Annotated in this window: 21 protein-coding genes; 19 read left to right on the top strand and 2 right to left on the bottom strand. The window is 58.2% G+C overall.

Going from position 1 to position 24550, the window contains the following annotated elements:
- Positions 1-36 precede the first annotated feature (36 nt).
- Positions 37-744, top strand: coding sequence for an arginyltransferase (locus tag GHO25_RS07110; RefSeq protein WP_048368537.1), 708 nt, complete (start codon positions 37-39; stop codon positions 742-744).
- A gap of 99 nt (positions 745-843) precedes the next feature.
- Complete coding sequence (infA, locus tag GHO25_RS07105; protein WP_002553999.1) at positions 844-1062, top strand: translation initiation factor IF-1; 219 nt, start codon at positions 844-846, stop codon at positions 1060-1062.
- A 286-nt stretch (positions 1063-1348) separates the two neighbouring features.
- On the opposite strand, the gene clpA is transcribed toward infA, so the two are convergent.
- The gene (clpA, locus tag GHO25_RS07100) at positions 1349-3619 is read right to left on the bottom strand and encodes an ATP-dependent Clp protease ATP-binding subunit ClpA (protein ID WP_048368538.1); all 2271 of its coding nucleotides are present in this window, start codon (positions 3617-3619) and stop codon (positions 1349-1351) included.
- A gap of 29 nt (positions 3620-3648) precedes the next feature.
- Positions 3649-4011: an ATP-dependent Clp protease adapter ClpS gene (clpS, locus tag GHO25_RS07095; RefSeq protein ID WP_048368539.1), complete on the bottom strand. Its 363-nt coding sequence runs from the start codon at positions 4009-4011 to the stop codon at positions 3649-3651.
- A gap of 225 nt (positions 4012-4236) precedes the next feature.
- Here clpS and GHO25_RS07090 point away from each other — a divergent pair, with 225 nt between their 5' ends.
- The 17 genes from GHO25_RS07090 (at position 4237) to nuoH (ending at position 24544) form a co-directional block, all read left to right on the top strand.
- Complete coding sequence (locus GHO25_RS07090) at positions 4237-4515, top strand: cold shock domain-containing protein (RefSeq protein WP_048368540.1); 279 nt, start codon at positions 4237-4239, stop codon at positions 4513-4515.
- A 462-nt stretch (positions 4516-4977) separates the two neighbouring features.
- A complete protein-coding gene (locus GHO25_RS07085) occupies positions 4978-7203 on the top strand; it encodes an NADP-dependent isocitrate dehydrogenase (RefSeq protein WP_048368541.1) in 2226 nt (741 codons plus the stop codon).
- A gap of 193 nt (positions 7204-7396) precedes the next feature.
- A complete protein-coding gene (locus tag GHO25_RS07080) occupies positions 7397-7843 on the top strand; it encodes an NUDIX hydrolase (RefSeq protein ID WP_153390282.1) in 447 nt (148 codons plus the stop codon).
- Between the two features lie 59 nt (positions 7844-7902).
- On the top strand, positions 7903-9036 hold the full coding sequence (gene mnmA, locus GHO25_RS07075) for a tRNA 2-thiouridine(34) synthase MnmA (RefSeq protein ID WP_048368543.1): 1134 nt from the start codon (positions 7903-7905) through the stop codon (positions 9034-9036).
- On the top strand, positions 9033-9656 hold the full coding sequence (hflD, locus tag GHO25_RS07070) for a high frequency lysogenization protein HflD (protein ID WP_048368544.1): 624 nt from the start codon (positions 9033-9035) through the stop codon (positions 9654-9656). Before mnmA ends, hflD begins: the two co-directional genes overlap by 4 nt.
- A 128-nt stretch (positions 9657-9784) precedes the next feature.
- Positions 9785-11155, top strand: a complete 1371-nt coding sequence (purB, locus tag GHO25_RS07065) for an adenylosuccinate lyase (protein ID WP_048368545.1) — start codon at positions 9785-9787, stop codon at positions 11153-11155.
- An 83-nt stretch (positions 11156-11238) separates the two neighbouring features.
- Entirely contained in the window at positions 11239-12405 is a 1167-nt protein-coding gene (locus GHO25_RS07060; RefSeq protein ID WP_048368546.1) for a cupin domain-containing protein, read from the top strand.
- On the top strand, positions 12398-12820 hold the full coding sequence (locus GHO25_RS07055; protein WP_048368547.1) for a GNAT family N-acetyltransferase: 423 nt from the start codon (positions 12398-12400) through the stop codon (positions 12818-12820). Before GHO25_RS07060 ends, GHO25_RS07055 begins: the two co-directional genes overlap by 8 nt.
- A 202-nt stretch (positions 12821-13022) precedes the next feature.
- A complete protein-coding gene (locus GHO25_RS07050; RefSeq protein WP_153390281.1) occupies positions 13023-13766 on the top strand; it encodes a secretin N-terminal domain-containing protein in 744 nt (247 codons plus the stop codon).
- Between the two features lie 232 nt (positions 13767-13998).
- Entirely contained in the window at positions 13999-15324 is a 1326-nt protein-coding gene (gene aceA, locus GHO25_RS07045; protein ID WP_048387738.1) for an isocitrate lyase, read from the top strand.
- Positions 15325-15882: 558 nt separating this feature from the next.
- Positions 15883-16296 carry an NADH-quinone oxidoreductase subunit A gene (locus GHO25_RS07040; RefSeq protein WP_003446990.1) on the top strand — a complete coding sequence of 138 codons (414 nt, stop codon included), beginning with the start codon at positions 15883-15885 and terminating at the stop codon, positions 16294-16296.
- 10 nt (positions 16297-16306) lie between these two features.
- Complete coding sequence (locus tag GHO25_RS07035; protein WP_048368550.1) at positions 16307-16981, top strand: NADH-quinone oxidoreductase subunit B family protein; 675 nt, start codon at positions 16307-16309, stop codon at positions 16979-16981.
- Between the two features lie 74 nt (positions 16982-17055).
- Positions 17056-18840, top strand: a complete 1785-nt coding sequence (gene nuoC, locus GHO25_RS07030) for an NADH-quinone oxidoreductase subunit C/D (RefSeq protein ID WP_048368795.1) — start codon at positions 17056-17058, stop codon at positions 18838-18840.
- 2 nt (positions 18841-18842) lie between these two features.
- Entirely contained in the window at positions 18843-19340 is a 498-nt protein-coding gene (gene nuoE, locus GHO25_RS07025) for an NADH-quinone oxidoreductase subunit NuoE (RefSeq protein WP_048368551.1), read from the top strand.
- Positions 19337-20692 carry an NADH-quinone oxidoreductase subunit NuoF gene (gene nuoF, locus GHO25_RS07020; protein ID WP_153390279.1) on the top strand — a complete coding sequence of 452 codons (1356 nt, stop codon included), beginning with the start codon at positions 19337-19339 and terminating at the stop codon, positions 20690-20692. The genes nuoE and nuoF overlap by 4 nt, the downstream gene beginning before the upstream one ends.
- A gap of 133 nt (positions 20693-20825) precedes the next feature.
- Positions 20826-23540, top strand: a complete 2715-nt coding sequence (gene nuoG / locus GHO25_RS07015; protein ID WP_048368553.1) for an NADH-quinone oxidoreductase subunit NuoG — start codon at positions 20826-20828, stop codon at positions 23538-23540.
- Positions 23537-24544, top strand: a complete 1008-nt coding sequence (nuoH, locus tag GHO25_RS07010) for an NADH-quinone oxidoreductase subunit NuoH (protein ID WP_048368554.1) — start codon at positions 23537-23539, stop codon at positions 24542-24544. The genes nuoG and nuoH overlap by 4 nt, the downstream gene beginning before the upstream one ends.
- Positions 24545-24550 lie beyond the last annotated feature (6 nt).

The following is a 24550-nucleotide window of genomic DNA, read 5'->3' as shown; positions in this document are numbered from 1 at the left end:
TTACACTTAATTCAAAGATTTCCCTGAGGGCCCATCATGACCGAGCTGGCGCGCTTGAAGTTTTATGCCACTCAACCTCACGTTTGCAGCTACCTGCCCGATGAACAGGCGACCACGCTGTTCCTCGATCCCAGCCAGCCGATGGATGTGCAGGTCTATGCCGACTTGTCCGAAATGGGCTTTCGTCGCAGTGGCGACCACCTTTATCGACCCCATTGCGTGAATTGCGATGCGTGTACACCTGCGCGCATCCCGGTACAGACGTTTATCCCCAATCGCCAGCAAAAGCGTATTTTCAAACGCAATACCGACCTCCAGGTCAAGGCCGCCAAGCCCAGTTTTAGCGATGAGTACTTCGCCCTCTACAAGCGCTACATCGAACTACGGCATGCAGACGGCGACATGTACCCGCCAAGCCGTGAGCAATTTTCGACGTTTTTGGTGCGCGACTTGCCGTTCTCGACGTTTTACGAGTTTCGTCTCGACGGACGGTTACTGGCCGTGGCGGTCACTGACGTGCTGCCCAATGGTTTGTCGGCGGTGTATACCTTCTACGAGCCTGACGAAGAGCGCCGCAGCCTGGGCCGTTACGGGATTCTCTGGCAAATTGCCGAAACCCGCCGCCTGGGGCTGAATGCGCTGTACCTCGGGTACTGGATCAAGAACTGCAAAAAGATGAATTACAAGACTGAATATCGGCCCATTGAGCTGCTGATTAATCAGAGATGGAGCACTCTTTACTGAACCCCTTGGCTTAAACCCTACTTTTCGGGCACAATGCACGCCGCTTTTGCCTGGCGCAGTTGCACCGGGCCATTCACTGGACACCGAGGGCTTTACTGCATGTCGAAAGAAGACAGCTTCGAAATGGAAGGCACTGTCGTCGACACCCTGCCCAACACCATGTTTCGTGTGGAGTTGGAAAATGGGCACGTCGTAACCGCGCATATTTCCGGCAAGATGCGCAAGAACTACATTCGTATTCTTACCGGTGACAAAGTGCGCGTCGAACTGACGCCCTATGACTTGAGCAAAGGGCGCATCACTTACCGCGCTCGTTAATCAAGTCAATACAAGACGCCCGGCTCTGCCGGGCGCTTTTGTTTGCCTGCGATATGACGAACGCCTGGCCTGACTGTAGGAGCGAGCTTGCCTCGCGATCTCTTGATCTAAGCCCCCCTCACCCTAGCCCTCTCCCGCAGGAGAGGGAACCGATTGGGGGATGCTGAAGATACTCGCCGGCCTGCTTGCTACGCGACAGCGCGGCGTCGAAGACGAGGCGGCAGCTCCTACAGGGTTTACCTATAAAAAAAGCGCCTTTCGGCGCTTTTTTTATTTCACGGTCACATCAAGCCATTTCAACGTCTGTTTCAAACTCGAAGACCAACTCGCCGTCTTTGAGGTCGATGTTAACCACACCGCCGTGATCAGCCAGCTCACCAAAGAGAATCTCTTCAGCCAGTGGGCGCTTGATTTTGTCCTGAATCAGACGCGCCATCGGGCGGGCGCCCATGGTCACGTCGTAGCCGCCAGCCGCCAACCAGCCGCGCGCGGCATCGGTCACCACCAACTGCACGTGCTTGTCTTCCAACTGCACTTGCAACTCGGTGAGGAACTTGTCCACCACGTGTTTGATCACTTCATGGCTGAGGCGACCAAATTGAATGATGGTGTCCAGGCGGTTACGGAACTCAGGGGTGAAGCTCTTCTTGATCACTTCCATTGCATCGGTGGCGTGATCCTGCAAGGTAAAGCCGATCGAGGCCCGTGAAGCCGTCTCTGCACCCGCGTTCGTGGTCATGATGATGATCACGTTACGGAAGTCAGCCTTGCGCCCGTTGTTATCGGTCAGCGTGCCGTGGTCCATGACCTGCAGCAGCAGGTTGAAGACCTCAGGGTGCGCCTTCTCGATTTCATCCAGCAGCAGTACGCAGTGCGGTTGCTTGGTGATGGCTTCGGTGAGCAGGCCGCCCTGATCAAACCCGACATAGCCTGGAGGCGCACCGATCAGACGCGATACGGTGTGGCGCTCCATGTACTCGGACATATCAAAGCGAATCAGCTCGACGCCCAGCGCCTTGGACAACTGGCGCGCAGCTTCGGTTTTACCCACACCGGTCGGGCCTGCGAACAGGAACGAACCGACAGGCTTGTCTGGCGACTTGAGCCCGGCACGCGACAGCTTGATGGCCGTCGACAAGGAATCAATCGCCGCATCCTGACCAAACACCGTCAGCTTGAGGTCGCGCTCAAGGTTACGCAGCAGCTCTTTATCGGAGCTGGAGACGCTCTTAGGCGGAATACGGGCGATTTTCGCCACGATGTCTTCGACCTGTTGCACATCGATACGCAGAGCGCGTTTTTCAACCGGCTGCAGGCGCTGATACGCCCCCGCCTCGTCGATCACGTCAATGGCTTTGTCCGGCATGTGCCGGTCATTGATGTAGCGTGACGCCAGCTCGGCCGCCGCACGCAGGGCCTCATCAGTGTATTCAATACCGTGATGCTGCTCGAAACGCCCTTTAAGGCCACGCAGAATACCGATGGTGTCTTCAACCGAAGGTTCGGACACGTCGACTTTCTGGAAGCGCCGCGCCAGGGCACGGTCTTTTTCAAAGATCCCGCGAAATTCCTGGAACGTAGTCGAACCAATGCAACGGATCTCACCCGAGGACAGCAGGGGCTTGAGCAGGTTGGAAGCGTCCATTACGCCACCGGACGCCGCGCCCGCACCAATAATGGTGTGGATCTCGTCGATGAACAAAATGGCCTGCGGACGCTTTTTCAGCTCGCCGAGCAACGCCTTGAAGCGCTTCTCGAAATCGCCGCGGTACTTGGTGCCGGCCAGCAAGGCACCCAGATCCAGCGAATAGACGATGCTGTTGGCCAGCAGGTCCGGCACCTGGTTATCAACGATGCGCTTGGCCAGGCCTTCGGCAATCGCGGTTTTACCCACGCCCGCCTCGCCCACCAGCAGCGGGTTGTTTTTACGGCGACGCGCCAGAATCTGCGCAACGCGCTCAACTTCGTTTTCACGCCCCACCAGCGGATCAATCCGGCCCTGGCGAGCCAGCTCGTTCAGGTTGCTGGCGTAAGCATCCAGAGGATTGCTTGAAGACGACGACTCACCGCCCTCTTCATCCTGCATTTCGTTCTCGTTTTCAGCGTGATCGCCATGGCCCGGCACTTTGGAAATACCATGCGCGATGAAGTTGACCACATCGATGCGGGCAACGCTCTGCTGCTTGAGAAAGAACACCGCCTGGCTTTCTTGCTCACTGAAAATCGCCACCAGCACATTAGCGCCGGTAACTTCACGTTTGCCGGAGCTTTGTACGTGGAACACAGCGCGCTGCAAGACGCGTTGAAAACCCAGGGTTGGCTGAGTTTCACGGTCTTCATCGTGGACAGGGATCAGGGGGGTCGTGGAATCAATAAACTCTTGCAGGTCATGCTTGAGTTTGTCGAGGTTTGCGCCACAGGCGCGTAGAACGGTTGCGGCCGCCTCATTATCCAGAAGCGCTAGAAGGAGGTGCTCGACCGTCATGAACTCATGACGCTTTGAGCGTGCTTCCTTGAAGGCCAGATTGAGGGTGACTTCGAGCTCGCGATTTAACATGGCTTCACCTCATACCCAAGTGGTCGGCGTTAACCGTCCTTCTCGATTTCACAGAGTAGCGGATGCTGGCTTTCGCGTGCGTACTGGTTTACCTGCGCCGCCTTGGTCTCGGCGATGTCGCGGGTAAAGATGCCGCACACTGCCCGTCCTTCTGTATGAACGGCCAGCATGACCTTGGTCGCCAATTCGCGATTCAAGTTAAAAAACACCTCAAGCACTTCGACAACGAAATCCATGGGTGTGTAGTCATCGTTGAACAAAACCACCTTGTACATCGGCGGCGCCTGAAGCGCAGGCTTAGCCTCTTGCACAGCCAAGCCAGCGGAATCTTCGTCATCATAATCGGGCTGATCATGATTGGATGTTAGTCGAATCTGGCTGATTGCATGCATGGAAAGAAAGGTTCGTCTTTGATCGATTACAGTGATGGAGGCAGACGTAGCAAATTTCAACTGCGCCGCCGCGTGACCTTGACTATCGGTAAAACGGTGTTACAACCAATAGAACCCACAGTGGGTAATAAAGGTCCGTGCAGTCAACCATATTTCGTGGTTTCTGCGCGAGTGAACTGGATGATACTCCAGTGATGGAGTTGTTTGCAGCAGAGGGAGATGAGTATGCAAGGCAAGGTCAAGTGGTTTAACAACGCCAAAGGCTTCGGCTTTATCAATACGGAAGCCAAGGAAGGCATCGACGAGCATGGACATCCAATCGACTTCTTCGCCCATTTTTCCGCCATTCAGATGGACGGCTACAAAACGCTGAAAGCAGGCCAGCCTGTCAGCTTTGAAATCATTCAAGGGCCCAAAGGCCTGCACGCTGTGGCAATCACCGACGCCAAGGTGCTGACGCCGCAACCCGTGACTGCATCAGGGGCCACCCGCCTGTCGGTCTGAGCCCGCGAGCACAGCCCGTCATGAAGAACGGCCGATTCTCACACACGAATCGGCCGTTTTTTTATTGCACTTGCCGCCATGCACGTGCACACCCCACCTTCAAAACCCCAGAAAAACCCCGTAAACACGGGCGCATCAGGCCAAAACCAAGGGCATTTTGCCGCAGGTTCTTAGACCAATTGATGATTTGTGTTAGGCCACCCCCCTCGCAGCAACCTTAGTGACCTATGTATACTGCGCCGGTGACCACGGAGTCACTCAGCAACACCTACTGGAATGAGTCTTTCAGGCCTAGAAAGGCTGAGCCGTTACCCCGGCTCGACCGCTTGACGCTCTACTGATGCATTCACATCACAGCGAAGAACCTCGACTTTCGGCTCATTGTTCACTGTGTACGAAAGCGCCTACCCTGCGCATCTCGAGTATCTGAGCACGCTCAGCAAAGAAGAGAGTTAATCCGAAATGCCCAACCGTTCGAAGATCATCTACACCTTCACCGACGAAGCTCCGGCGCTCGCCACCTATTCACTGCTGCCTATCATCGAGGCTTTCACCGCCAGCGCTGATATTGACGTTGAGACGCGCGACATCTCTTTGGCAGGCCGCATCCTCGCCAGCTTCCCCGAGCAATTGGGTGACAAGGCCGTAGCAGACCACCTCGCCGAACTGGGCGCCCTGGCTGTTACCCCTGAAGCCAACATCATCAAGCTGCCTAACATCAGCGCCTCGGTTCCTCAGCTGCAAGCTGCCATCAAGGAACTGCAAGCACAGGGCTTCAACATCCCTGACTACCCGGACACCGCGACGACTGACGCCGAGAAAGACATCAAGGCGCGTTACAGCAAAGTCATGGGCAGCGCCGTAAACCCGGTACTGCGCGAAGGCAACTCGGACCGCCGCGCACCACTGTCGGTTAAAAACTACGCTCGCAAGCACCCGCACAAAATGGGCGCCTGGGCTGCAGACTCCAAGTCCCACGTGGCTCACATGAGCGAAGGCGACTTCTATGGCAGCGAAAAAGCGGCCCTGATCGAAGCCCCGGACAGCGTTAAAATCGAACTGATCGCTCAAGACGGCACCACTACCGTCCTGAAGGAAAAAACCGCCGTACAAGCCGGCGAGATCATCGATTGCTCCGTCATGAGCAAAAATGCCCTGCGCAAGTTCGTAGCGGCCGAAATCGAAGACGCCAAGAAACAAGGCGTGCTGTTCTCGGTTCACTTGAAAGCCACCATGATGAAGGTTTCCGACCCGATCATGTTTGGTCAGATCGTGGCTGAGTTCTACAAGGACGCGCTGGCCAAACACGCCGACGTCCTGAAAGAAATCGGTTTCAACCTGAACAACGGTATCGGCGACCTGTACGCCCGCATCAAGGCACTGCCAGCCGAGAAGCAAGCTGAAATCGAAGCTGACATCCAGGCTGTCTACGCCAACCGTCCTGCTCTGGCGATGGTCAACTCTGACAAAGGCATCACCAACCTGCACGTACCTAGCGACGTGATTGTTGACGCCTCGATGCCAGCGATGATTCGTGATTCCGGCAAGATGTGGAACACCGAAGGCCAACTGCAAGACACCAAGGCCATCATCCCGGATCGTTGCTACGCAACCATCTACCAGGCCACCATCGAAGACTGCAAAAAGCACGGCGCTTTCGATCCGACCACCATGGGCAGCGTGCCAAACGTTGGCCTGATGGCGCAAAAAGCCGAAGAGTACGGCTCGCACGACAAAACCTTCCAGATCAAAACCCCTGGCGTTGTTCGGGTAACCGACAGCAACGGCAACGTGCTGATGGAGCAAAAGGTTGAGGAAGGCGACATCTGGCGCATGTGCCAGGCCAAAGACGCGCCGATCCGCGACTGGGTCAAACTGGCCGTTAACCGCTCCCGCGCCAGCAACACCCCGGCTGTATTCTGGCTGGACCCTAAGCGTGCCCACGACGCAGAAATGATCAAGAAGGTTGAAACCTACCTGAAAGATCACGACACCAGCGGTCTGGACATTCGCATCATGTCGCCTGTAGACGCCATGAAGTTCACCCTGGAGCGCACCCGTGCCGGCCTGGACACCATCTCGGTAACCGGCAACGTACTGCGCGACTACCTGACTGACCTGTTCCCGATCATGGAACTGGGAACCAGCGCCAAAATGCTCTCGATCGTCCCGCTGATGAATGGCGGCGGCCTGTTCGAAACTGGCGCAGGCGGTTCGGCACCCAAGCACGTGCAACAACTGCTGGAAGAAAACTTCCTGCGTTGGGACTCGCTGGGTGAGTTCCTGGCACTGGCTGCTTCCCTGGAGCACCTGGGCACCACCTACAACAACGCAAAAGCGTTGGTGTTGGCCAAAACCCTGGACCAGGCCACTGGCCAGTTCCTCGACAACAACAAATCGCCATCGCGCAAAGTCGGCAACATCGACAACCGCGGCAGCCACTTCTACCTGGCGCTGTACTGGGCTCAAGCCCTGGCGGCCCAAACTGAAGACAAAGAGCTGCAAGCCCTGTTTGCCCCAGTGGCAAAAGCCATGACCGAGAACGAGGCAAAAATCGTTGCCGAACTCAACGCCGTGCAGGGCAAGCCTGTGGACATCGGTGGTTACTACCACGCCGACGCCGACAAGGTGAGCACCGTAATGCGCCCTAGCGCCACGCTGAACGAGATCATCGCTTCTCTGGTGTAAGAGCAACTGGCAACAGCACAGACCCCGGCCCACGACGCCGGGGTTTGTGTTTTTACGGGCCATACAAACCCTGTGGGAGCGGGCTTGCTCGCGATAGCATCAGCGCGTAAAAAGCACAGACTGAAGCGCCTGCATCGCGAGCAAGCCCGCTCCCACAGGGGATATGCATCCACCAATAAACCGAGACCTTCACATGGAATGGAAACCCCACATCACCGTCGCCACGGTCGTTGAAGACAATGGCCGTTTTTTGATGGTCGAGGAGTACAGCGGCGAGCGCGCCGTTCTTAACCAGCCCGCCGGGCACCTGGACCCGAACGAAACCCTGATTGAAGCAGCGATCCGCGAAACCCTCGAAGAAACCGGCTACGACGTCGAGCTGACCGGGATCATCGGCATTTACTTGTACACCGCCCCAAGCAACGGCGTGACGTATCAGCGCGTATGCTTTGCCGGCAAAGCTGTCAAACATCACCCCGAATACACCCTGGACACCGGCATCATCGGCCCGCAATGGCTGACCCGCGACGAGCTGATAGCGCAACGCCAGCGCTGGCGCAGCGAGCTGAGCTTGCAGTGCATCGACGATTATCTGAGCGGCCAATTGTTCGACCTCACGTTAATCCGCCCTTCGGTTTAGCCTTGAGCGCTCGGGCCTGATAGAATCGCGTCCTTTTTCAAGGCACTCATTGAAACCCTATGCGTGATCCAGCCTTAGTCGCCCCCGAACAACAGCGCGTCATCGTCGGCATGTCCGGCGGTGTAGACTCTTCCGTTTCCGCCGTTCTGCTCATGGAGCAGGGCTATCAGGTGGAAGGCCTGTTCATGAAGAACTGGGAGGAAGACGACGGAACGGATTACTGCACCGCCATGGATGACCTGGCAGACGCCCAGGCCGTGTGCGACAAAATTGGCATCAAGCTGCACACTGCCAACTTTGCCGCCGAATACTGGGACAACGTGTTTGAGCACTTCCTGGCCGAATACAAGGCCGGGCGCACGCCCAACCCGGACATCCTGTGCAACCGCGAAATCAAGTTCAAGGCGTTCCTCGACTATGCCCTGATGCTCGGCGCAGATCTGATCGCTACCGGCCACTACGTGCGCCGTCGTGACATTGACGGCCGCACAGAGCTGCTCAAGGGCCTCGACCCGAACAAGGACCAGAGCTATTTCCTGCACGCCGTCGGTGGTGAGCAGATTGCCAAGACCTTGTTCCCGGTAGGCGAACTGGAAAAACCGGAAGTGCGCCGCATTGCCGAGAAACACGGCCTGGCCACCGCCAAAAAGAAAGACTCCACCGGTATCTGCTTTATTGGCGAGCGCCGCTTCAGCGACTTCCTCAAGCAGTACCTGCCCGCGCAGCCGGGTGAAATCAAAACCACCGAAGGTGAAGTCATCGGCCGCCACCACGGCCTGATGTACCACACCATCGGCCAACGCCAGGGCCTGGGCATCGGCGGCCTCAAAGACGCCAGTGACGAGCCGTGGTACGTGCTGATCAAAGACCTTGAGCACAACGAGCTGATCGTTGGCCAGGGCAATGACCACCCGTGGCTGTTCTCCCGCGCCCTGCTCGCCTCAGAGATCTATTGGGTCAACCCGATCGACCTGAGCAGCCCGCTGCGCCTGACCGCCAAGGTCCGCTATCGCCAGAGCGACCAGCCGTGCACCCTTGAAAAAACCGCTACCGGCTATCGCGCCACCTTCGACGACCCGCAACGCGCGGTCACCCCCGGCCAGTCCGTGGTGTTTTACGACGGTGAAGTGTGCCTGGGCGGCGGCGTGATCGAAGTGGCCGAGCCGTGGACCAGCAAGGGCCACCGCGCATGAACCCGATTCAGGAGCAACTGGTAGCCTTGGGCGGCGTGTTTTTTGCCGCGGTGCTGGTCGACAAGATCGCCAAGACCGGCCAGATCAGCGAAGCCGACCTGGCCTGCATGCTGGGCAGCCTGCTGGTACGCGACCCCAAGGACACCCTTGAGGTCTATGGCGGTGACGACAGCAACCTGCGCGAAGGCTATCGGGCACTGATTGGCGCCCTTGAGCGCGACCCGAACACCCTGCAGCGCGAGCCGCTGCGCTACGCCCTGTCGATGCTCGGGCTTGAGCGTCAACTGGCCAAGCGCGATGACATGCTTGAGCTGATTGGCAAGCGCCTGCCGCAAATCCAGTCCCAGGTTGAGCATTTCGGCCCCGCCCACGAAAACGTGGTGGCGGCCTGCGGCGGGCTGTATCAGGACACCCTGAGCACCCTGCGTCAGCGCATCCAGGTACATGGCGACATGCGCAACCTGCAACAACCTAACAATGCGGCAAAAATTCGCGCGCTATTGCTGGCCGGTATTCGTTCCGCGCGGCTGTGGCGCCAATTGGGCGGTCATCGCTGGCAGCTGGTTTTCAGCCGCCGCAAGCTGCTCAAAGAGCTTTATCCGATGCTGCGTGGCAACTGAAACACGCCAGTACGAACACGTTGCAACCTCGTTACGCGTAAGACGCCGGTCAGTTGGCAGCGGACCGGCTGTTTTTTTCATGTATGATACGCGCCCCATTTCGTTGCCCGACTGTCCGAGAACACCCCATGCAGCTCTCTTCGCTCACTGCGGTTTCCCCTGTTGACGGCCGCTACGCCGGCAAAACCCAGGCCCTGCGCCCAATTTTCAGCGAGTACGGCCTGATCCGTGCCCGCGTTCTGGTTGAAGTTCGCTGGCTCCAGCGCCTGGCCGCTCACGCTGCCATCCCTGAAGTCCCGGCCTTTTCCGCCGAAGCCAACGCCGTTCTGAACGAACTGGCCGAAAACTTCTCTCTGGAGCACGCCGAGCGCGTCAAAGAGATCGAGCGCACCACCAACCACGACGTTAAAGCCATTGAGTACCTGCTCAAGGAACAGGCCGCCAAGCTGCCTGAGCTGGCTAACGTCAGTGAGTTCATCCACTTTGCCTGCACCAGCGAGGACATCAACAACCTGTCCCACGCCCTGATGCTGCGCGAAGGCCGTGATGACGTGATGCTGCCGCTGATGCGCCAGACCGCCCAAGCCATCCGCGAACTGGCCATCCGTTTCGCTGACGTGCCCATGCTGTCGCGCACCCACGGCCAACCGGCTTCGCCTACCACCCTGGGCAAAGAACTGGCCAACGTGGTGTACCGCCTGGAGCGTCAAATCGCTCAAGTCGCTGCAGTACCTCTGCTGGGCAAAATCAACGGCGCTGTCGGCAACTACAACGCCCACCTGTCGGCCTACCCGCAGATCGACTGGGAAGCCAACGCCCGCGCCTTCATCGAAGACGAGCTGGGCCTGGGCTTCAACCCGTACACCACGCAAATCGAACCACACGACTACATTGCCGAGCTGTTTGACGCCATTGCGCGCTTCAACACCATCCTGATCGACTTCGACCGTGATATCTGGGGCTACATCTCCCTGGGCTACTTCAAGCAGCGCACCATCGCGGGCGAAATCGGTTCGTCGACCATGCCGCACAAGGTCAACCCGATCGACTTCGAAAACTCCGAAGGCAACCTGGGTATCGCCAACGCCTTGTTCCAGCACCTGGCCAGCAAACTGCCAATCTCCCGCTGGCAGCGCGACCTGACCGACTCCACCGTACTGCGTAACCTCGGTGTCGGCTTCGCCCACAGCGTGATCGCATACGAAGCCAGCCTCAAAGGCATCAGCAAGCTTGAGCTGAACGCTCAAAAAATCGCTGCTGACCTGGACGCGTGCTGGGAAGTATTGGCCGAGCCAATCCAGACCGTGATGCGTCGCTACAACATTGAAAACCCGTACGAGAAGCTCAAAGAGCTGACGCGCGGCAAGGGCATCAGCCCTGAAGCACTGCAAACGTTCATCGACGGTCTTGAAATGCCGGAAGCGGCCAAGGCCGAGCTGAAGCTGCTGACGCCTGCCAACTACATTGGCAACGCGGTCGAGCAAGCCAAGCGTATCTGATCGCTGCAACGACCTATTAACGCCCGGCCGTGCCGGGCGTTTTTATTCCTGATTACAAAGCGCATTTTTTCAATAGGTTACACATGAATCCTGATACTCCTCTTCAACTTCTGGGCGGCATCACGGCGCGCGAGTTCATGCGCGACTACTGGCAGAAGAAACCACTGCTGATCCGCCAGGCAATTCCTGACTTCGAAAGCCCTATCGATGCCGACGAACTGGCCGGTCTGGCGCTGGAAGAAGAAGTCGAATCGCGCCTGATCATCGAGCACGGCGAGCGCCCATGGGAACTGCGCCGCGGCCCGTTCGCAGAAGACGAATTCGGCAAACTGCCAGAGCGCGAGTGGACCCTGCTGGTTCAGGCCGTTGACCAGTTCGTACCGGAAGTCGGTGAACTGCTGGAAAACTTCCGCTTCCTGCCAAGCTGGCGCATCGATGACGTAATGATCAGCTATGCAGCCCCGGGCGGCAGCGTTGGCCCGCACTTCGACAATTACGACGTGTTCCTGCTGCAAGGCCACGGCAAACGTCATTGGCAGATCGGCCAGATGTGCGACGCCGACAGCAAGCTGCTGGAACATGCCGACCTGCGCATTCTGGCTGAGTTCGAGGCCACCGATGAGTGGACCCTGGAACCCGGCGACATGCTCTACCTGCCGCCACGCCTGGCCCACTGCGGCGTTGCCGTGGACGACTGCCTGACCTACTCGGTCGGTTTCCGTGCCCCGAGCGCAGCCGAAGTGCTGACTCACTTCACCGACTTCCTGAGCCAGTATCTGCCAGACGAAGACCGCTACACTGACGCCGACGCGCAACCTGTAAGCGATCCGCACCAGATTCAGCACGACGCTCTGGGCCGCCTGAAGAACCTGCTGACAGAGCACATGAGCGACGAGCGCATGCTGCTGACCTGGTTCGGCCAGTTCATGACCGAGCCACGCTACCCGGAACTCGTGGTCGGCCCGGAACTCGAAGAGCCCGAGCTGATCGACAGCCTGGAACAGGGCGCTATCCTGATCCGCAATCCGAGCGCACGCCTGGCCTGGTCTGAAGTGGACGAAGACCTGCTGTTGTTCGCCAGCGGCCAAAGCCGCCTGTTGCCGGGTAAACTGCGCGAATTGCTGAAAATGATTTGCGCGGCCGATGCCCTGCACAGTGATAACCTCGGCCCATGGCTGGCCGATGAAGACGCAAGCAACCTGCTCTTCGAGCTGGTTAAACAAGGAAGCCTGGGGTTTGCTGATGAATAAGACTCACGTAAGTGTCGCCGACTGGAAAAAGGACAACTCCGATATTCGACGCATTCGTGAGGCAGTGTTTATTGCCGAACAACAAGTCCCGCCAGAGCTTGAGTGGGACGCAGACGACGCAGATGCCGTGCATTTTCTGGCTTATGAGGGCGACTTTCCGATTGGCACTGCCCGGCTGTTGCCGGACGGCCACATTGGCCGGGTGTCTGTCCTCAAAGACTGGCGTGGCCTCAAAGTGGGCGACGCTTTGATGCAGGCCGCGATCAACGAAGCTGAAAAGCGCGGCCTCAAAAAGCAGCAGCTCAGCGCGCAAGTGCACGCCACGTCGTTTTATGAACGCCTGGGTTTCAAAATCGTCAGCGAGGAATTCCTCGAAGCAGGCATTCCGCACGTTGATATGGAACGCGGTAGCTAACCACTACGCCCACCTTTGTGGGAGCGGGCTTGCTCGCGATACGGATAACGCTGCTTTGCAGAAAGAATGAGTCGTCTGCATCGCGAGCAAGCCCGCTCCCACATGCGTGACAACAAAACGCCCTGCCATCTTCGGATCGCAGGGCGTTTTGCTATCTGCCACACTCCGGGGATACTTTTCACGTATTGCGGAGATAACGGACATGTCCCTACGCACCTTCATCGCCAGCCTGCTCATGGCCTTCAGCATTAGCGCACTGGCCGATACCAAAGTCATCACCTTACAAAACCGCACCAGCGCCGATCTACTGCCGATTGCGCAGAACTTTATAGGTAAAAACGGCAAAGTCAGCGCCTACGGCAACCAACTGATTGTCGAAGCAGCCCCCTCAAAAATTCAAAATCTGGAAAACCTGCTGGCGCAACTCGACACCCCCGCCAAGCGCTTGCTGATTACGGTCGACACCCGCGACAACAGCCTGCCCGAATCCAATTCAGACACCCGCGTGATCAGCACCGCCAGCCGTGAAGGTGGCATTCAGCAAATCGAGGCCACTGAAGGTGTGCCCGCGCAAATCCAGATCGGCCAGAGCGTGCCCCTCACCAGCACCCAGACAGACGCCTATGGCCGACTGCTCACACAGACCGAATACCGCGATGTCACCCAGGGTTTTTTCGTCACTGCCACCGTCACAGGTGAAACGGTACACCTCGCGATCAGCACGCATCTGGACAGCATGAGCCAGGAGCGTCCCGATGTAGTGAACATGCAAAATGCCAACACACAGATCAGCGGACCCCTCGGCCAGTGGATCACCGTGGCAGGCAGCAGCAACCAGAGCCAGACTCAAAATAACGCTACAACCCTTACGTACTCTACTCAAGGGCGCAACGACATGACGGTACGGGTCAAAGTCAACACTCTCGACCAGAGGACCCAAAACTGACTGACGGGTCGTATTAGACTAAATATGTAGTGCCGTGAAAAAAGCACTACAAAGTGTTTGACGACACAAAAATGCAAAGGCATGATGGCCCCGCTCCCGCCAATCAGAGCCCCGGAAAAGGGCCCTGGATGACTCTTGGCGAGCAGCCATTCACGCACTTACACAAACACAATTGCTGTGTGCTGGCGGAGCAAATTTTTCAACCCAGACCTATGCGACGAGGTTTATCTCCATGGCACTGACACGCGAACAGCAAATTGCAGCCCTTGAAAAAGACTGGGCCGAAAACCCACGCTGGAAAGGCGTGAAACGCGATTATTCCGCTGCTGACGTGGTCCGCCTGCGTGGTTCGGTTCAACCCGAGCACACCTTTGCAAAATTGGGCGCTGACAAGCTGTGGAAACTGGTGACACAGGGCGCACACCCGTCCTTCCGTCCTGAGAAAGATTTCGTCAACTGCATGGGCGCCCTGACCGGGGGCCAGGCAGTTCAACAGGTTAAAGCCGGCATCCAGGCTATCTACCTGTCGGGTTGGCAAGTGGCAGCAGACAACAACTCTGCTGAATCCATGTACCCCGATCAGTCGCTGTACCCGGTGGACTCGGTTCCAACCGTGGTCAAGCGCATCAACAACTCGTTCCGTCGTGCCGACCAGATCCAGTGGAAAGCCGGCAAAAACCCGGGCGACGCAGGTTACATCGACTACTTCGCTCCTATCGTGGCAGACGCTGAAGCCGGTTTCGGCGGCGTACTGAACGCTTACGAACTGATGAAGAACATGATCGAAGCAGGCGCCGCCGGCGTTCACTTCGAAGACCAACTGGCCTCGGTGAAAAAATGCGGCCACATGGGCGGCAAAGTACTGGTTCCTACCCAGGAAGCCGTACAAAAGCTGACTGCAGCGCGTCTGGCTGCTGACGTGGCTGGCGTACCGACCATCATCCTGGCCCGTACCGACGCTAACGCCGCAGACCTGCTGACTTCTGACTGCGACCCGTACGACCAGCCGTTCGTGTCTGGCGAACGCACCAAAGAAGGCTTCTACAAAGTACGTGCAGGCCTGGACCAAGCCATTGCCCGCGGCCTGGCCTACGCCCCTTACGCCGATCTGATCTGGTGTGAAACCGCCAAACCGGACCTGGACGAAGCACGCCGCTTTGCCGAAGCGATCAAAAAGGAATACCCGGACCAACTGCTGTCGTACAACTGCTCGCCTTCCTTCAACTGGAAGAAAAACCTGGACGACGCGACCATCGCCAAGTTCCAGCGCGAATTGTCAGCCATGGGCTACAAGCACCAGTTCATCACCCTGGCCGGCATTCACAACATGTGGCACAGCATGTTCAACCTGGCGCACGACTACGCCCGCAACGACATGACCGCCTACGTGAAACTGCAAGAGCAGGAATTCGCTGACGCAGAAAAAGGCTACACCTTCGTGGCGCACCAACAAGAAGTGGGCACCGGCTACTTCGACGACATGACCACCGTTATTCAAGGTGGCTCTTCATCGGTAACCGCCCTGACCGGCTCAACCGAAGAAGAACAGTTCCACTGATAGCTACTCCTCAGTGATTGGCGCCCCGACTGGTTCGGGGCGTTTTTTTGTGTGCCCGAACAACCCTGTAGGAGCGAGCTTGTCTCGCGATCTTTTGATCTTTTAAAAGATCGCGAGGCAAGCTCGCTCCTACAGCGGGGTGAGCATTGACGAAAACCCTGACCCAGATCCATAAACTGAAACGTGAAGCAGGTTACAAAGCCAAGTTCAAAACTTGCCAAGTGCGTCTATATAAGCCAAGTTCAACGGGTTAACCGTACTGCGTCACAACAGCGCAGCGCTTAAACGATATTAATTATCATTTAGAGTTGCTTTTGTTGATTACCTGCGTCGTAAAACATAATCCTTGAAACACGCTGTAATCCACGGAACACAAGGCCTGCGTAGACTTTGAGGAGTGCTATACCACTAAAGGATTGAATTAATTCATCTTAGAAAATTTACTTGCTGGGTGTTTAGCCATAAAATCCCGGCAATCAATAGCGCTGCGACATATCGTCACTGCTTTATTACCTTTTTAAGCTCAGAGACCTTTGCTCTCTGTTAAGGATTTCCAGCATGCCCGAAGCGACAGGACTCATAGCCCACAACTGGGGCTTTGCCATTTTCCTTCTCGGCGTTGTCGGCCTCTGTGCCTTCATGCTCGGCGTCTCCAGCCTCCTTGGGTCAAAAGCCTGGGGCCGCAGCAAAAACGAACCGTTCGAGTCCGGCATGCTGCCTACCGGTGGCGCCCGCTTGCGGCTCTCTGCAAAATTCTATCTGGTCGCGATGCTGTTCGTGATCTTCGATATCGAAGCCCTCTTTCTCTTTGCATGGTCTGTGTCTGTTCGCGAAAGCGGCTGGACCGGATTCGTCGAAGCTCTCGTTTTCATAGCAATTCTGTTGGCAGGCCTTGTCTACCTATTTCGGGTGGGTGCTCTTGATTGGGCACCGGAAGCTCGTCGTAAGCGGCAGGCCAAGCTGAAACAATGAGGCTTTGGCAATGCAATACGAACTCACCAGGATCGACCCGGATGCTCCTAACGAGCAATACCCGATCGGCAATCGGGAAACCGTTGCCGATCCGTTAGAAGATCAAGTCCACAAAAACATTTTCATGGGCAAGCTGGAAGACGTGCTGAACGGCACGGTCAACTGGGGGCGTAAAAACTCCTTGTGGCCGTACAACTTCGGCTTGTCGTGCTGCTACGTGGAAATGACCACCGCCTTCACGGCGCCCCACGACATCGCGCGCTTTGGCGCCGAAGTGATCCGAGCATCGCCGCGTCAGGCGGATTTCATGGTTATTGCCGGTACCTGCTTCATCAAGATGGCGCCGATCATTCAGCGTCTCTATGAGCAAATGCTTGAGCCTAAGTGGGTTATCTCCATGGGTTCTTGCGCCAACTCCGGTGGCATGTACGACATCTACTCCGTGGTTCAAGGGGTCGACAAGTTCCTGCCCGTGGACGTTTACGTGCCAGGCTGCCCACCCCGCCCAGAGGCTTTCCTGCAAGGCTTGATGCTCTTGCAAGAGTCGATTGGCCAGGAGCGTCGCCCACTTTCCTGGGTTGTCGGTGAACAAGGCGTGTACCGCGCCGAGATGCCGTCCCAAAAGGAACAGCGCCGCGAACAGCGTATTCAGGTCACTAACCTGCGCAGCCCCGACGAAGTCTGATCCAGCGCCGTTTCTATAAATAGAACGAAACACTGGCTTCATTCTTTACGTTGAACGAAAGCGATAAAAAAACCATGACTACAGGCTCCGCTCTGTACATCCCGCCTTACAAGGCTGACGACCAGGATGTGGTTGTCGAACTCAATACCCGTTTTGGCCCTGAAGCGTTCACCGCACAGGCCACACGCACCGGCATGCCGGTGCTTTGGGTTACCCGCGCAAAACTGGTTGAAGTACTGACCTTCCTGCGCAACCTGCCAAAACCTTACGTCATGCTCTATGACTTGCACGGTGTGGACGAACGTCTGCGCACCAAGCGTCAGGGCTTGCCATCGGGTGCAGACTTCACGGTCTTCTACCACCTGATGTCGCTTGAGCGTAATAGTGACGTAATGATCAAGGTTGCCTTGTCCGAGAGCGACCTCAGCCTGCCGACCATCACCGGTATCTGGCCAAACGCCAACTGGTATGAGCGTGAAGTCTGGGACATGTTCGGTATCGACTTTAAAGGTCACCCGCACCTGTCGCGCATCATGATGCCGCCGACCTGGGAAGGTCACCCGCTGCGCAAGGACTTCCCGGCGCGTGCGACCGAGTTCGATCCGTACAGCCTGACCCTGGCCAAAGTGCAACTGGAAGAAGAAGCTGCGCGCTTCCGTCCTGAAGACTGGGGCATGAAGCGTTCCGGCGAAAACGAGGACTACATGTTCCTCAACCTGGGCCCGAACCACCCTTCGGCTCACGGTGCCTTCCGTATCATCCTGCAACTGGACGGCGAAGAGATCGTCGACTGCGTGCCAGACATCGGCTACCACCACCGTGGTGCCGAGAAGATGGCCGAGCGCCAGTCCTGGCACAGCTTCATCCCGTACACCGACCGTATCGACTACCTCGGCGGCGTGATGAACAACCTGCCGTACGTGCTCTCGGTCGAGAAGCTCGCCGGGATCAAGGTGCCGGACCGGGTCGACACCATCCGCATCATGATGGCGGAGTTCTTCCGTATCACCAGCCACCTGCTGTTCCTGGGTACCTACATCCAGGACGTGGGCGCCATGACCCCGGTGTTCTTCACCTTCACCGACCGTCAGCGCGCTTACAAAGTGATCGAAGCCATCACCGGTTTCCGTCTGCACCCGGCCTGGTATCGCATCGGTGGCGTTGCCCACGACCTGCCAAATGGCTGGGAGCGTCTGGTCAAGGAATTCGTCGAGTGGATGCCAAAGCGTCTGGACGAATACCAAAAAGCCGCGCTGGACAACAGCATTCTGCGTGGCCGAACCATCGGCGTCGCCCAGTACAACACCAAAGAGGCCCTGGAATGGGGCGTCACCGGTGCTGGCCTGCGTTCCACCGGCTGCGACTTCGACGTACGTAAAGCGCGTCCGTACTCCGGTTACGAAAACTTCGAATTCGAAGTCCCGCTGGCAGCCAATGGCGATGCCTACGACCGCTGCATCGTGCGCGTCGAAGAAATGCGTCAGAGCCTGAAAATCATCGAGCAGTGCATGCGCAACATGCCGGCCGGCCCGTACAAGGCGGATCACCCGCTGACCACGCCGCCGCCTAAAGAGCGCACGCTGCAGCACATCGAGACCTTGATCACGCACTTCCTGCAAGTTTCGTGGGGCCCGGTCATGCCGGCCAACGAATCCTTCCAGATGATCGAAGCGACCAAGGGCATCAACAGTTACTACCTGACGAGCGATGGCGGCACCATGAGCTACCGCACCCGGATTCGCACCCCAAGCTTCGCCCATTTGCAGCAGATCCCTTCGGTGATCAAAGGCGAAATGGTCGCAGACTTGATTGCGTACCTGGGGAGTATCGATTTCGTTATGGCCGACGTGGACCGCTAAGCATGAACAGCACGCTTATCCAGACAGACCGTTTCGCCCTGAGCGAAACCGAGCGCTCGGCCATCGAGCACGAGATGCATCACTACGAAGATCCGCGCGCAGCGTCGATCGAAGCCCTGAAGATCGTTCAGAAAGAACGCGGCTGGGTGCCGGATGGCGCGGTATACGCCATCGGCGAACTGCTGGGCATCCCTGCCAGCGACGTTGAAGGCGTGGCCACGTTCTACAGCCAGATCTTCCGTCAGCCGGTGGGCCGGCACATCATTCGCGTGTGCGACAGCATGGTGTGCTACATCGGTGGCCACGAGTCGGTGGTCGGCGAAATCCAGAGCAAGCTGGGCATCGGCCTGGGCCAGACCACCCCGGACGGCCGCTTCACGCTGCTACCGGTGTGCTGCCTGGGCAACTGCGACAAGGCGCCGGCGTTGATGATCGACGACGACACATTCGGTGACGTGCAGCCTGCTGGCGTCGCTACGTTGTTGGAGGGCTACCCATGACCCTGACTTCTTTCGGCCCTGCCAACCGCATTGCGCGTTCGGCACAAACCCATCCGCTGACCTGGCGCCTGCGTGACGACGGCGAGCCTGTATGGCTCGACGAGTACCAGGCCAAAGACGGCTACGCGGCGGCGCGCAAAGCGTTCGCGGACATGGCGCAGGACGATATCGTCCAGACCGTGAAAGACGCGGGCCTCAAAGGTCGTGGTGGTGCGGGCTTCCCCACGGGCGTGAAGTGGGGGCTGATGCCTAAAGACGAATCCATGAACATCCGTTACCTGCTGTGTAACGCCGATGAAATGGAACCCAACACCTGGAAAGACCGCATGCTGATGGAGCAACTGCCCCATCTGCTGATCGAAGGCATGCTGATCAGTGCCCGCGCGCTCAAAACCTACCGTGGCTACATCTTCCTGCGCGGTGAATACACCACCGCCGCCGTGCACCTGCGTCGTGCGGTCGAAGAAGCCAAGGCAGCCGGCCTGCTGGGCAAGAACATCCTCGGTTCGGGCTTTGACTTCGAACTGTTCGTGCACACCGGCGCCGGGCGTTACATCTGCGGCGAAGAAACCGCACTGATCAACTCCCTCGAAGGCCGTCGCGCCAACCCGCGTTCCAAGCCGCCCTTCCCGGCCGCTGTGGGCGTATGGGGCAAGCCGACCTGCGTGAACAACGTAGAAACCCTGTGCAACGTACCGGCCATCATTGGCAACGGCGTTGACTGGTACAAATCCCTCGCCCGCGAAGGCAGCGAAGACCACGGCACCAAGCTGATGGGCTTCTCCGGCAAAGTGAAGAACCCTGGCCTGTGGGAACTGCCGTTCGGCGTCACCGCACGCGAACTGTTCGAAGACTACGCCGGTGGCATGCGCGACGGCTTCAAGCTCAAGTGCTGGCAGCCAGGCGGCGCCGGTACCGGCTTCCTGCTGCCAGAGCACCTGGACGCACAAATGTACGCCGGCGGCATCGGCAAAGTCGGTACCCGTATGGGTACGGGCCTGGCGATGGCGGTGGACGACAGCGTCAACATGGTGTCCCTGTTGCGCAACATGGAACAGTTCTTTGCCCGTGAATCGTGCGGTTTCTGCACCCCTTGCCGTGATGGTTTGCCCTGGAGCGTCAAGCTCTTGATGGCACTCGAGAAAGGCGAAGGTCAGCCCGGCGATATCGAGACCCTGCTGGGTCTGGTCGGTTTCCTCGGCCCAGGCAAGACCTTCTGTGCTCACGCACCGGGCGCCGTGGAGCCATTGGGCAGCGCGATCAAGTACTTCCGTCCAGAGTTCGAAGCCGGTATTGCGCAAGCAAAACCTGGCGCCGTACCGCTGGCTCGCCCGATTGTAATCGGCGCGTAACGCTTTGACTGAGGGTGGTCCGTGCCACCCTTTGATCGTTCGATGACGCCGTAAAGGCTGTGTTGATTCGAACGCATAACAAGATTCCATTAGCCACGCCCGCTGACACCGGGCCAACGAAGAACTTTGAACCATGGCCACTATCCACGTAGACGGCAAAGAGCTCGAAGTCGATGGGGCAGACAACCTGTTACAGGCCTGTTTGTCGCTAGGACTCGATATTCCGTATTTCTGCTGGCACCCTGCCCTGGGCAGCGTCGGCGCCTGCCGCCAGTGCGCAGTCAAGCAGTACACCGACGAGAACGACACCCGTGGTCGTATCGTCATGTCCTGCATGACCCCGGCCACTGACGGAAGCTGGATTTCCATCGAAGACGAAGAAGCGAAAGTGTTTCGCGCCAGCGTCGTCGAATGGCTGATGACCAACCACCCGCACGACTGCCCTGTGTGCGAGGAAGGCGGTCACTGCCACCTGCAAGACATGACCGTGATGACCGGCCACAACGAGCGCCGTTATCGCTTCACCAAGCGCACCCACCAGAACCAGGAACTCGGCCCGTTCATCGCTCACGAGATGAACCGCTGCATCGCCTGCTATCGCTGCGTGCGCTACTACAAAGACTACGCAGGCGGCACCGACCTGGGTGTGTTCGGCGCTCACGATAACGTGTACTTCGGTCGCGTTGAAGACGGCGTGCTCGAAAGCGAGTTCTCCGGCAACCTCACCGAGGTCTGCCCGACCGGTGTGTTCACCGACAAGACTCACTCCGAGCGCTACAACCGTAAGTGGGACATGCAATTCGCGCCAAGCATCTGCCACGGTTGCTCCAGCGGCTGCAACATCAGCCCGGGCGAACGTTATGGCGAGCTGCGCCGCATCGAAAACCGTTTCAACGGCTCGGTGAACCAGTACTTCCTGTGCGACCGTGGCCGTTTCGGTTATGGCTACGTCAACCGCACTGACCGTCCACGTCAGCCGCTGCTGGCCGACGGCACCAAGCTGGGCCTCGACGCTGCGCTGGACAAAGCGGCTGAACTGCTGCGCGGTCGCAACATCGTCGGCATCGGTTCGCCACGTGCCAGCCTCGAAAGCAACTACGCGTTGCTTGAGCTGGTCGGTGCCGAGCACTTCTACTCCGGCATCGAAGCCGCTGAGCTGGAGCGCATCCGCCTGGTGCTGCAAGTACTCAAAGACAGCCCGCTGCCAGTGCCTAACCTGCGCGAGATCGAAGATCACGACGCAGTCTTCGTGCTGGGTGAAGACCTGACCCAGACCGCCGCCCGTATGGCGCTGTCGCTGCGTCAATCGGTCAAGGGCAAAGCTGAAGACATGGCCGACGCCATGCGCGTTCAGCCTTGGCTCGACGCTGCGGTGAAAAACATCGGCCAGCACGCGTTGAACCCGCTGTTTATCGCCAGCCTGGCTGAAACCAAGCTCGATGACGTGGCTGAAGAGTGTGTACACGCTGCCCCTGAAGACCTGGCGCGCATCGGTTTCGCCGTGGCTCACGCCATTGACGCCAGCGCTCCGGCCGTACCTGGCCTGGACGCCGAAGCCCTTGAGCTGGCCCAGCGCATCGCTGACGCCCTGCTCGCGGCCAAACGCCCACTGATCGTGGCCGGTACTTCGCTGGGCTCCAAGGCCCTGATCGAAGCCGCAGGCAACATCGCCAAGGCCCTGCACCTGCGTGAAAAAGCCGGCTCCATCAGCCTGGTAGTGCCAGAGGCCAACAGCCTCGGCCTGGCCATGCTCGGCGGTGATTCGGTTGATGCGGCGCTGCAAGCCGTTATCGACGGCAAAGCCGATGCCATCGTGGTGCTGGAAAACGACCTGTTCACCCGTGTTGACGCGATCAAGGTCAATGCGGCACTGGACGCTGCCAAAGTCGTCATCGTTGCCGATCATCAAAAGACCGCGACCACAGACCGCGCTGACCTGGTTCTGCCAGCCGCCAGCTTCGCCGAAGGCGACGGTACCCTGGTCAGCCAGGAAGGCCGCGCCCAGCGCTTCTTCCAGGTCTACGAGCCGCGCTACCTGGATTCGAGCATTTTGATCCACGAAGGCTGGCGCTGGTTGCACGCCCTGCGCAGCACCCTGCTGAACAAGCCGGTTGACTGGACGCTGCTGGACCACGTGACTCAAGCCACTGCCGCCAGCACCCCGGAACTGGCCCAGATCGTTGATGCTGCGCCGTCCGCTGCGTTCCGTATCAAAGGTTTGAAGCTGGCCCGTGAACCGCTGCGTTACAGCGGCCGCACGGCCATGCGCGCCAACATCAGCGTGCACGAGCCACGCATTCCACAAGACCCGGACACCGCGTTCGCGTTCTCGATGGAAGGCTACTCGGGCTCGGTAGAACCGCGTAAACAAGTGCCGTTCGCCTGGTCGCCGGGCTGGAACTCGCCACAAGCGTGGAACAAGTTCCAGGACGAAGTCGGTGGTCATATCCGCGCTGGCGACCCGGGCACCCGCCTGATCGAAAGCAAAGGTGATGCACTGAGCTGGTCCGCCAACATTCCGGGCGCGTTCAACCCGGCACGTGGCACCTGGCAAGTGGTGCCGTTCTATCACCTGCTGGGCAGCGAAGAGAACTCTTCGAAAGCCGCGCCGGTGCAAGAGCGTATCCCTGCCGCTTACGTGGCCCTGGCCAAGTCCGAAGCCGACCGTCTGGGTGTCAACGACGGCGCGCTGCTGAGCTTGAACGTGGCTGGCCTGACCCTGCGTCTGCCGCTGCGTATCAATGAAGAGCTGGGTGCAGGTCTGGTGGCATTGCCAGCCGGTCTGCCAGGTATTCCGCCCGCTATCTTTGGCCTTACCGTTGACGGTTTGCAGGAGGCAGCCCAATGAGCTGGTTTACGCCTGAAGTGATCGACGTGATCATCACGGTGGTGCAGGCCATCGTGATCCTGCTCGCCGTGGTGGTGTGCGGCGCGCTGCTGAGTTGGGTCGAGCGTCGTTTGCTCGCCCTTTGGCAAGACCGTTACGGCCCGAACCGCGTAGGCCCGTTCGGCGCGTTTCAGATCGCCGCCGACATGATCAAGATGTTCTTCAAGGAAGACTGGACCCCTCCGTTTGCCGACAAGATGATCTTCACCCTGGCACCGGTTGTGGCCATGAGCGCTTTGCTCATCGCCTTTGCGATTATCCCGATCACCCCGACCTGGGGCGTGGCGGATCTGAACATCGGTATCCTGTTCTTCTTCGCCATGGCCGGTCTGTCGGTGTACGCGGTGTTGTTCGCTGGCTGGTCCAGTAACAACAAGTTCGCCCTGCTCGGCAGCTTGCGTGCTTCGGCTCAGACTGTTTCGTACGAAGTGTTCATGGGCCTGTCGCTGATGGGCATCGTGGTGCAGGTTGGCTCGTTCAACATGCGCGACATCGTTGAATACCAAGCGCAGAACCTGTGGTTCATCATTCCGCAGATCTTCGGTTTCCTGACCTTCTTCATCGCTGGCGTGGCCGTGACTCACCGTCACCCCTTCGACCAGCCGGAAGCAGAACAGGAACTGGCCGATGGTTACCACATTGAATATGCCGGCATGAAATGGGGCATGTTCTTCGTCGGTGAGTACATCGGGATCGTGTTGATCTCGGCGTTGCTGGTGACTTTGTTCTTCGGTGGCTGGCACGGGCCTTTCGGCATCCTGCCGCAGATCCCGTTTATCTGGTTCGCCCTGAAGACCGCGTTTTTCATCATGATCTTCATCCTGCTGCGCGCTTCTATTCCGCGTCCACGGTATGACCAAGTGATGGATTTCAGCTGGAAGTTCTGCCTGCCGCTGACCCTGATCAATTTGCTGGTAACCGCTGCAATCGTGTTGATGAACACGCCTGCAGTCGCGGTTCAGTGAGGATAG

It is taken from the genome of Pseudomonas sp. FSL R10-1350, assembly GCF_009600525.1.
Taxonomy (GTDB): domain Bacteria; phylum Pseudomonadota; class Gammaproteobacteria; order Pseudomonadales; family Pseudomonadaceae; genus Aquipseudomonas; species Aquipseudomonas helleri.
Note: the sequence above shows the minus strand (reverse complement) of the source record. Positions and strands in the feature narration are given on the sequence as shown.

Coding starts and splice junctions, on each gene's coding strand:
- GHO25_RS07110 (WP_048368537.1), top strand. CDS start 37: ATGACCGAGCTGGCGCGCTTGAAGTTTTATGCCACTCAACCTCACGTT.
- infA (WP_002553999.1), top strand. CDS start 844: ATGTCGAAAGAAGACAGCTTCGAAATGGAAGGCACTGTCGTCGACACC.
- clpA (WP_048368538.1), bottom strand. CDS start 3,619: ATGTTAAATCGCGAGCTCGAAGTCACCCTCAATCTGGCCTTCAAGGAA.
- clpS (WP_048368539.1), bottom strand. CDS start 4,011: ATGCATGCAATCAGCCAGATTCGACTAACATCCAATCATGATCAGCCC.
- GHO25_RS07090 (WP_048368540.1), top strand. CDS start 4,237: ATGCAAGGCAAGGTCAAGTGGTTTAACAACGCCAAAGGCTTCGGCTTT.
- GHO25_RS07085 (WP_048368541.1), top strand. CDS start 4,978: ATGCCCAACCGTTCGAAGATCATCTACACCTTCACCGACGAAGCTCCG.
- GHO25_RS07080 (WP_153390282.1), top strand. CDS start 7,397: ATGGAATGGAAACCCCACATCACCGTCGCCACGGTCGTTGAAGACAAT.
- mnmA (WP_048368543.1), top strand. CDS start 7,903: ATGCGTGATCCAGCCTTAGTCGCCCCCGAACAACAGCGCGTCATCGTC.
- hflD (WP_048368544.1), top strand. CDS start 9,033: ATGAACCCGATTCAGGAGCAACTGGTAGCCTTGGGCGGCGTGTTTTTT.
- purB (WP_048368545.1), top strand. CDS start 9,785: ATGCAGCTCTCTTCGCTCACTGCGGTTTCCCCTGTTGACGGCCGCTAC.
- GHO25_RS07060 (WP_048368546.1), top strand. CDS start 11,239: ATGAATCCTGATACTCCTCTTCAACTTCTGGGCGGCATCACGGCGCGC.
- GHO25_RS07055 (WP_048368547.1), top strand. CDS start 12,398: ATGAATAAGACTCACGTAAGTGTCGCCGACTGGAAAAAGGACAACTCC.
- GHO25_RS07050 (WP_153390281.1), top strand. CDS start 13,023: ATGTCCCTACGCACCTTCATCGCCAGCCTGCTCATGGCCTTCAGCATT.
- aceA (WP_048387738.1), top strand. CDS start 13,999: ATGGCACTGACACGCGAACAGCAAATTGCAGCCCTTGAAAAAGACTGG.
- GHO25_RS07040 (WP_003446990.1), top strand. CDS start 15,883: ATGCCCGAAGCGACAGGACTCATAGCCCACAACTGGGGCTTTGCCATT.
- GHO25_RS07035 (WP_048368550.1), top strand. CDS start 16,307: ATGCAATACGAACTCACCAGGATCGACCCGGATGCTCCTAACGAGCAA.
- nuoC (WP_048368795.1), top strand. CDS start 17,056: ATGACTACAGGCTCCGCTCTGTACATCCCGCCTTACAAGGCTGACGAC.
- nuoE (WP_048368551.1), top strand. CDS start 18,843: ATGAACAGCACGCTTATCCAGACAGACCGTTTCGCCCTGAGCGAAACC.
- nuoF (WP_153390279.1), top strand. CDS start 19,337: ATGACCCTGACTTCTTTCGGCCCTGCCAACCGCATTGCGCGTTCGGCA.
- nuoG (WP_048368553.1), top strand. CDS start 20,826: ATGGCCACTATCCACGTAGACGGCAAAGAGCTCGAAGTCGATGGGGCA.
- nuoH (WP_048368554.1), top strand. CDS start 23,537: ATGAGCTGGTTTACGCCTGAAGTGATCGACGTGATCATCACGGTGGTG.